Here is a 9,612-nt window from a genome sequence, read left to right as displayed (position 1 = left end):
GCAGCCATTGCTTTGTCAGGTGTTGCTATAGGCGGATTCCTGGCGCGTTCTGGTTGTCGCGAGTAGTTCACTCAGGTGTCAACAGCTGATTCACGATGAGGGAAACGCCCCGAACCGACCAGGTTCGGGGCGTTTTTCACGTCCGCGTAACCCATGGGGGCGCCGGCGAAGATCCGCTCGTGATCGTGCGCCGAACCTTGGTCCCCCGATTCGGCGAATTGTGACAAAGAATCCGCCCTTCCGAACCTGTGGAATAGCACTACACGTCAGGTACGAGCCACTCACCGGCTAGGCCGCAACCGTCGATCGGTACCAGACGAGACGAGTCAAAGATCTCAGGAGGAAGCGTGGAACCCAGGAAGATTCGGGTCGGTATCGATACCGGCGGAACGTTCACCGACATCGTGGCAGTGGACGACGAAACCGGCGCCATCGTCACCACCAAGACCCCGTCCACCCCGGCGGATCCCGCCGAGGGCTTTCTCGCCGGTATCGAGAAGGTACTCGCCAAGCTCGGCGAGAGCGGCGACTCGATCGGTGCGGTCAGCCACGGCACGACCGTTGCGACCAACAAGCTGCTCGAAGGCAAGGTCGAGAACCTCGGCTTCATCACCACCGAAGGCTACGAGCACGTTCTCGAAATCGCTCGTCAGTCGGTGCCGGACGGCTACGGCAACTCGTACTTCTGGGTCAAGCCCGAACGCATCGTTCCCGCCGATCGTGTACGCACCGTCGGTGGACGGCTTTCCTTCGACGGCAGCGAGATTCGTCCGCTCGACGAAGAGAGCGTTCGCAGCGCAGCGCAGTTCTTCAAGGACCGCGGCATCCGGACCATCGGCGTCTGCCTCATGCACTCGTACGCCGATCCGACGCACGAGGAGCGCGTTCGCGACATCCTCTTCGAGGTCTTCCCCGATGCGACGGTGAGCATCTCGAGCCAGGTGCTTCGTGAGTACCGCGAATACGAGCGGTCCATCACCACTCTCGTGGACGCCGCGGTCAAGCCGAACATCCGAAACTACGTGAACAACATCGCGAATCGTCTGCGTGAGTTCTCGACCACCGACGGCGAACCTCGCGACATCCCGTTCTATGTCATGAAGTCCAACGGCGGTGTCCTGTCGGCCAAAGAGGTTGTTCACCAGCCTATTACGACAGTTCTGTCGGGGCCGGCTGCCGGAGCTCTCGGTGCTGCGCTGATCGCCGATGCGGCCGGCGTCGAGCAGGTGTTGACCTGTGACGGCGGCGGAACATCGACGGACGTCACCGTCGTGGTTCGCGGCGAGCCCGCGCTGACCACCGAAGGGCGAGTGGGCAACTACCCGTCGAAGATCCCGATGATCGACGTCGTGACCGTCGGCGCCGGAGGTGGCTCGATCGCGTGGATGACGCCGGAACGCACCCTCCGCGTCGGCCCTCAGTCGGCGGGCGCCGATCCCGGACCGTTGTGCTACGGCAAGGGCGGCAGCGAACCGACCATCACCGACGCGCACGTCCTGCTCGGCCGCATCCCACCTCACCTGCTCGGTGGCGAGATTCCTCTCGACACGGAATTGGCACGCAAGGGCCTCGAAGAGCTTGCAACACAGCTCAGTCTGGGCTTCGAGGAGTGCGCGGTCGGCGTCCTCGAGGTTTCGGCGTGGAACCAGGCCAACGCCCTGCGTCAGATCACCGTCAAGCGTGGCCTCGACGTTCGCGACTTCACCCTCGTGACGTTCGGCGGTTCCGGCTCCCTGCTCGCCTGCCGTCTCGTCGACATCCTGGGTCTGAAAGACGTTCTTGTCCCGCTCAATCCGGGTAACGTCTCCGCGTTCGGTCTGCTGACGGTCGATGTCCGCAACGACTACGTCCAGACGCATGTCAGTCGTCACGACCGGTTGAAGGCTGAAGACCTGCAGAGCCAGTTCGACGCGTTGGCCGGCGAGGCCGAAATCGCGCTTGCCGAAGAAGGATTCGACGAGACGCAGCGCAAGTACTCCCGTACTGCGGATCTGCGTTACCTCGGTCAGGCCTTCGAGGTACGCGTCCCGGTGGCGGAAGGTACCGTCACGGCGCAGATCATGGACGACGCGGCCGAGGCGTTCCACCAGGCGCACCGCGAACTGTACGGCTACGACTTCCGGGGAGACCCGTCGCAGCACGTGGAATGGGTCAACCTGCGCGTGAGCGGCATCGGCCCGATCAAGCGTCCGACGCTCAAGGAGATCCCCGCCGGCACTGGCGCCGACACCGCCCGAACCGGTTCGCGGCAATCGTATTTCGACAGCTGGGTCGAAACTGCTACCTACGACCGCACGCTGCTCGGTGCGGGTGACGTCATCGAAGGACCGGCCGTGATCGAGGAGTTCAGCTCGACTGTCCCGATCCACCCCGGATTCTCGGCACGTATCGACACCTTCGGGAACATTCGTATCTCGAAGTCTTCCGACTCGAACGGAGTGAAGTGATGACCGCCATTCTCGATGCTGCTGCTGCCACCGCGGCCAAGCCGTACCGACTCACCGCTACCGACGGCGCGTCACCTGATCCGATTCTGGTCGAGATCGTCGCCGGTTACCTCGCCAGCGTGGAAATGGAAGTCGAGACCTCCATTTCGCGCACCTCGCGTTCGCCGATGATCCGTGACGCTCACGATTTCCGCGCCGGTATTCACGACCGGAACCTCCGCAAGCTCACGGGCCGTTCGTATTCCGCCCTGGTTCATCCGATCGCCCGGGACTTCCCACTCGAGACGATGAAGCCGGGAGACGTGTACTTCCACAACGACGTCTACCTGTCCGAAGGTGGCATCGGCCATCTCCCCGACCTCTGCGTCACGGTGCCTGTCTTCGCCCGCGTCACTCCCGATGCCGAGCCCAAGGTTGTTGCGTTCGTTCAGGCATTCGGTCACCACGACGACATCGGCGGTTGCTGCCCCGGCTCCATGCCGTCCGGCGCCACCACGGTGTACGAAGAGGGTTTGATGGTTCCGCCGATCAAACTGTGGGACCAGGGAGTTCCCAACGAGGCGGCGCTGCGCATCATGACGCGTAACTCCCGCATGCCGGACGCTCTCGCAGCTGACCTCGACGCCGAGTGCTCGGCGTGCCTGATGGGTGCGCGTCGACTCACCGAATTGTTCGAGCGCTACGGCGTCGACACCGTCGAGTCGTGCTTCGACGCGATGATGGACGCGACCACCGAGACGTACCGCCGCGAGATCCTCAGCAAGATCCCGGTCGGTGAGTACACGTGGGAGGACTACGCCGAGCACGACGGCGTCGACGAGCCGATGCTCCACATCCAGCGCATCACGCTCACGAAGACGCGACCGGAGGACGAGGGCGGCGAGCGACTCATCCTGGACTTCAACGGAACCGGACCGCAGGCAAAGGGCCCGATCAACCACTGCGGTGACTACGCGGACGGAAACTTCCTCATCAAGTGGTTGGCCCCGATTCTGCGTAACCTCGCGGACACCCCGGAGCGCATGGCCGAACTGGATGTCAACGAGGGCGTCGTACCGCTGATCGAGATGAAGTTCCCCGAAAAGGGAACATTGATCACCCCGATCTTCCCTGCCCCCACCAACGCGCGCACGTTCGTCATCCTCCGTCTGCTCGGAGTGCTGGCCGGCGTTGTCGCCAAGGCTGTGGACGGCAACATGCCCGCCGACCAGGAGACCATCAGGTACACCGGTGTTTACGGTGAGGACTTCGAGGGTCACTCGTACCTCATGCGTGAGGTGCTCGGCGGCGGTTCGGGCGGACGCTATTATGCCGACGGTGAGGACACGATTCACGTCGTTCCCGATTCACGGAACCTGCCGACCGAATTCACCGAGAGCCGTTTCCCCTTCATCGTCGAGAAGCTCGGTCTGGCCATGGATTCCGGCGGAGCTGGACGCTACCGCGGCGGCCTGGGATACGAGAAGCACATCCGGATGCTCAAGGATGCGCACTTCATGTCCATTGCGGATCGTTCGATCCTCGCCTGCTGGGGAGTCAAGGGCGGCAAGGCCGGTCGGCCGTTCTCCGTGGTCCTGGATCCGGGTGGACCGAACGAGCGTGAGTTCGACGCTCTGACCGATGCCGAGCCGATCAAGGCCGGCGAGGTCGTACGGATTCGCACCACCGGTGGTGGCGGTTGGGGAGATCCACTGGAGCGCCCGATCGAGGAGGTCTTGCGAGACATTCAGTGGCGCAAGGTTTCCGTCGAGGGTGCACGCGACGACTACGGTGTTGTCGTGATCGAGGGTGACGAGCCGTCGGTCGACGAGGCTGCTACCACGGAGCTACGGGATCAGTTGCGCTCGGAGCGCGGTGAGAACGAACCCTTCTTCGATCGGGGTCCGGGCTACGCGCAGCTTTCCGGTGGCGCCACCTCAGCGGTCTACGACTACGTCTAGGACGGAAAACTCTCATGGAGAACGGAATTGCTCGCGGCGCCGACATCGCGGTGATCGGCGCCGCGGGTAAGACCGGTGAGGCAGTCGTCGCTGCACTGCCGCCGAGCGTGACAGCTCGGCGACTGGTGCGAAAGGCGCGTGTCGACGGGGACTTCGAGGTAGAACTCGAAACGGGAAGAGGGCTGCGCAAGGCGCTCGCCGGGTGCCGAGGGGTGTACTTCATTGCCCCGAACGTCCATCCCGACGAGCCGGCGCTGCTTCGCAATGCGCTGACGGCAGCGGCTTCGGCGGGGGTGGAGCACTTTGTCTATCACTCCGTGGCGTGGCCGTTCAGCCCGTCAATGCCGCATCACCTGGACAAAGCCAGGTGTGAGGACGAACTGCATCGTTCTCCCTTGAAATGGACTGTGCTGCAACCGTGTGCGTACGCGCAGAATTTCGAAGCGGTACTCACGGGTCGGTCAGAGACCATCGTCGTGCCGTACAGCGCGGACACGAGGTTCTCGTTCGTGAGTTTGGCGGACGTGGCAGCTGTTGCCGCGGTCGTCCTGAGCGAGGGCCCGGGCGAGCATCACGGAGCGACGTACGAGGTGGGCGGCCCGCAAGCTCTGAGCGTCATGGAGGTGGCACAGATGGTGGAGAAGCAGACGTCACGTACCGTCGCGATAGAACAGATCAGCGTGGATCAATGGCGTGAACAGATCGGCAGCGGCCTGGATGTCAACGCCAGCTCACGATTGGCGGCGATGTTCGAGTTCTACAACCACCACGACTTCCTTGCGGGCAGTGCTGCCGTGGAACTGCTTCTGGGTCGCCGACCGATGGGCGTCGAGAGCCTGATTCGGTGATGCTTGCTACGCAATGCCTCCTGCCGCCCAGACAACCAGTGGGGGCAGGGCGGCGAGGATCAGGCAGACCGTTCCGTTGAGCCACTTGTGTTCCACCGTGACGGCGGCGAACTCGCGCAGAATAGCGCTCGGCAGGTAGTACCGGGCGGTGTGGGAACCGATGACTTCTGCGTCCAGATCGAGGCTTCGGGCAAACGTTGCGGTTCGGAGTATGTGGAAGTTGCTGGTGACCAGAACCATTCGAGGCTTCGTGGTGTCGGCGCGGAGAAGGTCCCTGGTGTACTCGAGGTTCTCGAGCGTGGTGGTCGAACGGTCCTCTAGCATCACGTTCTCGCGCGGGATCCCGTGATCGACGAGGTAGACGCACATTGCCTCAGCCTCGCTGACCACCTCGTCCGATCCCTTCCCGCCGCTGACGACCAACAGTGGTGAACGTCCTTCGCGGACCTCGGCGCGGAAGATGTCCGCGGCCTTGTCCAGACGGCTGGCCAGCAGGGGCGTCACGTCGGCACCCGAAAGCCCGGCGCCGTGCACCACTATCGCGTCCATCCCGGGCTGGTACTTCTGGCGTCCGTACACGTAGGAGTAGAGCAGAAAGCTCGTGAACAGAAACCCCAGGTACGACGCGACCAGGCTGAACGATCCGAGAACGACTGCGAGCCAATATCTCTGCGTCAGCAACGCTGATGCGAGCAGTACGTAGGGAACGAGCAGTCCGAGTCCGGCGACGAGGGAGAGCAGGTTCGCCACGCTGAATCCCTCGCGCCGCAGCATCGTGACCCCGTTGACGATCAGGAATCCTGCAAGCAGGAGCACCAGCAACGGCGAGAGGAGAGCGATCGTCGCGATGACGAACGACGGGATCTCGGTCCCCGGTGCACCCGACTGCAGCATCCACAGACCGGTGAAGATCACTCCGAGAAGTAGATAGACGCCGTTGCTCAGCCTCCGCCGATCCTGCCTGAACCGGTAGCCGCAGAATCCGAGCAGCGCGAGGCCGATGAGGAGAAGGATCACGGAGCCAGACTAGGCGAGGTGCCCACTACACGGGCGCCACCGTTTTGGACTGCTGGATTGCGGACAGCACCCTGGTACGGCACTCGATGAACAGTGGGTCCGCCTTGGTGGTCAGTTGATCTCGAGCTCCGGTCAACGGGACGTCGACGATGTCCTGCATCAATGCCGGCGTTCCGCCGAGTACGACCACTCGATCGGACAGGTACACCGATTCGTCGACGTCGTGGGTGACCAGGAGGACGGTGATACCAAGATCACGTTGAAGCGTCAGCAGCAGGTCTTCGAGTTCCGCGCGGGTCTGCGCATCGACCGACGCGAAGGGTTCATCCATGAGGAGTACCTGCGGCCGATAGGCGAGAGCGCGAGCTATCGCTACTCTCTGCTGCATTCCGCCGGACAACTGCCAGGGGTAGGAACGCGCAGCACCGCCTAGACCGACAACGGCGAGTGCATCGGTAACCCTTTCGTTCTGAACCTTCCGCGCCAGACCGTTGCCCCGCAGCGGCAGGCGAACGTTCTCGCCCACTCGAAGCCACGGCATCAGTGTGCGGCCGTAGTCCTGTGACACGAGAGCCAGAGTGGCCGGCGGTGCATCGATCGCGATCCCGGCGATGCGGACCTCACCGGTGGTCGGCTTCTGCAGACCGGCGATGCAACGAATCAGCGTGCTTTTGCCGATGCCGGAATGGCCGACGATGCAGACGATTTCTCCCGGTGCGACCGTAAGGTCGATCCCGCGGAGCACTTCGCGGCCGGTGGGGCCGCCGTAGGTCACCCCGAGGCCGCTCAGTTCGACTGCGGGTATCGATGCCGCAGATTCTGTGGATGACATCAGTTTCCTTTCACTGCGAGAGCGTCGTGGGTCCGCGGCTGCCATCTGAGCAACCATCGTTCGATCACGCCGTATCCGAGGTTGAGCACGTATCCGATGATTCCCAGCAGGAGAATTCCGGACCACATGTCCGCGATGGCGAATGTCTGTTGCGCGACGATCACGAAGTGGCCGATTCCTGCAGTGGAGACATACATTTCGCTGCCGACCATGATGACGACACCGATCGCGAGACTGGTACGGATACCGACCGTTATCTGTGGCATCGCTCCGGGGAGGAGTACCTGCGTCACCAGGAGGGGTGTACGGATCCGGTAGCTGCGCGCCACCAATCGGATACTCGGGTCGATGGAGCGAATGCCGTCGAGGGTGTTGAGGAGTATCGGCCAGACCGCACCGAAGGCGATGGCGGCAACGTTACCCGTCGAACCGGTTCCGAAAACGATGAAGAGGGCGGGCAATACGGCCAGCGCCGGAATGGCGCGGAAGAACTGGAGAAACGGATCGGCAATATCGGCAGTCAGCGGGAACAGTGCCAGCAGGAGACCGGCGCCGATGCCGACCACCAGTGCCACGGCAAGACCGAAGGCAAGGTTGGTCAAGCTCGGTACGACGTCGTTGGCGAATCCCGGACCGAACCAGTTGTCCACAAACGCTTTCCAGATACGCGACAGTGGCGGGAAGTAGGGCGACTTGCTCGACTCCGAACCGAAGTACCATACGACGACGATCAAGATCGGCAGCCACAACTCCCACGCGAGGAGTCGAAGTCCTGACATCATCTTCACGTCGTCATCCTCCTCGGGATGTAATGCCAAGCAAGTAAACGATTCTCGATCTCCATCACGGCGAAGGCGAGCAGCATTCCGAGTAGTCCGGCGACGATGATCAGTGCGAACATTCGATCGGGGACGGATTGGCTCAGCAAGATCTCCTTACCGAGTCCCGGCACGCCCGCGATCAATTCTGCACCGATGGTCAGCAGCAAGCTCAGTGTTGCCGAGATGCGAATCCCGGTGAAGATGTAGGGCATCGACGCCGGTGCGACGACGAGAGCGAGTCTGCGCCACAGCGGAAGTCGGAAGGAGCGTGCGGTCGCCAGCAGTTCCGGGTCGACGTTGCGCACACCGTGAATCGTCTGGAGCAGAATCGGCCACACACTTACTGCCACGATCAGTGCCACCGCCATCCGTTGCGTCGGGCCCATGATCAGCAGAAAGAGCGGAATGATTGCGAGCGGCGGAACGGTTCGGCAGAAGTCGATGACGAAACGGGAGGAGACCGTCAGGAACGGGTGCGCGGCGAGCAGCAGTCCTGCCGGGATCCCGATGACCAGGCACAGCGCCAATCCGATCGCTGTGGTGGTCACCGTTTGTCCCAGTGATGTCCACAACGAGGACGTGCCGAGTTCGTTCACAAGTGCCACTGCCACGTCGCTGAACTTCGGAATACCTTTGACGTCCTCGTCGCCGAGCATTCCGAAGATCTGCCAGGCGGCTGCCAACGCGAAGAGCGTCAGCAGCCGACCGAGCAGAACCTGCCTGCGGCGAGTCTGCAGGGTTGTCAAGGCGGACAACTCAGTTGGCCGGGGTCAGCAAGGAATCGGCCTCGACCGAATCCGTCAGTACCCCGTACTTGACCAGCAGTTCGATCTCCGTGCCGAGAGCACCCGGTTCCACTACTGCGACGAACTGAGGATTCTTGCTGTTGGCCAGCATTTCGAGCGGAATCCTGGCTTGTGTCGAGAGTGCAGCCTTGACGGCGCCCGGATTCTGATTGGCGTAGTCGACGGATTTGGCAAGCGCCGTACGGAATTTGGCGAGTGAGTCCGGGTTCGCGTCGACAAACGATTCCGAAGCGACCAGCGAGGTCCCTGGCACACCGGGCGCGGCCAAGGGGAAGGGGTGGCCGAGGATCTTCAGCCCCGAGTCGGTTGCTTTGCTCAGGAACGGATCGATGAGGAATGCCGCATCGGCTCCGCCAGTGGAAACAAGGTCACCGAGGTTGGGCATGGGCGCCTGAATGAACGAGATCTTGTCCGCTGCTCCACCGGACTTCTCCACCGCAGCAGAGATGACTGCCTCGCTGACGGACTTCAATCCGCTGATCGCAACGGTTTTGCCTTCGAGGTCACGGAAGCCGCTGATGGAACTGTCTTTGGCGACGGCGAGGCCGGACTGGTCGACGCCGTCACTCGCGGCAAAATTCGTGAGCCCTCCGACGATGGTGACGGGCATGTTCTGGCTGCGTGCCTGAATTGCGGCGGCGGCGGTCGTGGCTGCCATATCTGCATTTCCGCTGAGCAGCAACGGAATTTGAGCCGAGGAACTAGCACCGCCCTCGACGAGTTGGATGTCGAGTCCTTCGTCGGTGAAGTATCCCTGCTCCATTCCGAGCCAGATCGGTGCGAAGTCTGCGATCGGCTGAGGCGCGATTCGAATCGTGGTGGTCTGGGTGCCCCCGTCGTCGGAGGCCGTGGCGTCGCTCGAGCAGCCGGTCAGTGCCAATGCTGCGGTCGCGACCGCAGC

At 62.7% G+C, this 9,612-nt stretch carries 8 protein-coding genes; 3 read left to right on the top strand and 5 right to left on the bottom strand.

What is annotated here, in order from left to right; all coding sequences use genetic code 11:
- Positions 1 to 347: 347 nt before the first annotated feature.
- From ABX74_RS11420 to ABX74_RS11410, 3 genes are read left to right on the top strand one after another with little or no spacing between them, the layout of a single operon-like run.
- Positions 348 to 2,447 carry a hydantoinase/oxoprolinase family protein gene (locus ABX74_RS11420; RefSeq protein WP_019746087.1) on the top strand — a complete coding sequence of 700 codons (2,100 nt, stop codon included), beginning with the start codon at positions 348 to 350 and terminating at the stop codon, positions 2,445 to 2,447.
- Positions 2,447 to 4,387: a hydantoinase B/oxoprolinase family protein gene (locus ABX74_RS11415; RefSeq protein ID WP_003946069.1), complete on the top strand. Its 1,941-nt coding sequence runs from the start codon at positions 2,447 to 2,449 to the stop codon at positions 4,385 to 4,387. Before ABX74_RS11420 ends, ABX74_RS11415 begins: the two co-directional genes overlap by 1 nt.
- A 14-nt stretch (positions 4,388 to 4,401) precedes the next feature.
- A complete protein-coding gene (locus tag ABX74_RS11410) occupies positions 4,402 to 5,235 on the top strand; it encodes an NmrA family NAD(P)-binding protein (protein ID WP_020971400.1) in 834 nt (277 codons plus the stop codon).
- 6 nt (positions 5,236 to 5,241) lie between these two features.
- Here ABX74_RS11410 and ABX74_RS11405 read toward each other — a convergent pair whose 3' ends face one another.
- From ABX74_RS11405 to ABX74_RS11385, 5 genes are all read right to left on the bottom strand, one after another.
- Complete coding sequence (locus tag ABX74_RS11405) at positions 5,242 to 6,252, bottom strand: YdcF family protein (RefSeq protein ID WP_020909742.1); 1,011 nt, start codon at positions 6,250 to 6,252, stop codon at positions 5,242 to 5,244.
- A 25-nt stretch (positions 6,253 to 6,277) separates the two neighbouring features.
- Positions 6,278 to 7,084 (bottom strand): ABC transporter ATP-binding protein, encoded by an 807-nt coding sequence (locus ABX74_RS11400; protein WP_029256747.1) that lies wholly within the window; start codon positions 7,082 to 7,084, stop codon positions 6,278 to 6,280.
- Positions 7,084 to 7,866 (bottom strand): ABC transporter permease, encoded by a 783-nt coding sequence (locus tag ABX74_RS11395; RefSeq protein ID WP_223257890.1) that lies wholly within the window; start codon positions 7,864 to 7,866, stop codon positions 7,084 to 7,086. Before ABX74_RS11395 ends, ABX74_RS11400 begins: the two co-directional genes overlap by 1 nt.
- A 2-nt stretch (positions 7,867 to 7,868) precedes the next feature.
- Positions 7,869 to 8,651: an ABC transporter permease gene (locus tag ABX74_RS11390; protein ID WP_189637331.1), complete on the bottom strand. Its 783-nt coding sequence runs from the start codon at positions 8,649 to 8,651 to the stop codon at positions 7,869 to 7,871.
- Between the two features lie 10 nt (positions 8,652 to 8,661).
- Positions 8,662 to 9,612 (bottom strand): ABC transporter substrate-binding protein (locus tag ABX74_RS11385; protein WP_047888860.1); only part of this gene is annotated, 951 nt, incomplete at its 5' end.

The organism is Rhodococcus sp. ARP2 (genome assembly GCF_001029585.1).
GTDB lineage: Bacteria > Actinomycetota > Actinomycetes > Mycobacteriales > Mycobacteriaceae > Rhodococcus_F > Rhodococcus_F erythropolis.
This window is presented reverse-complemented; position numbering and strand designations above follow the sequence as displayed.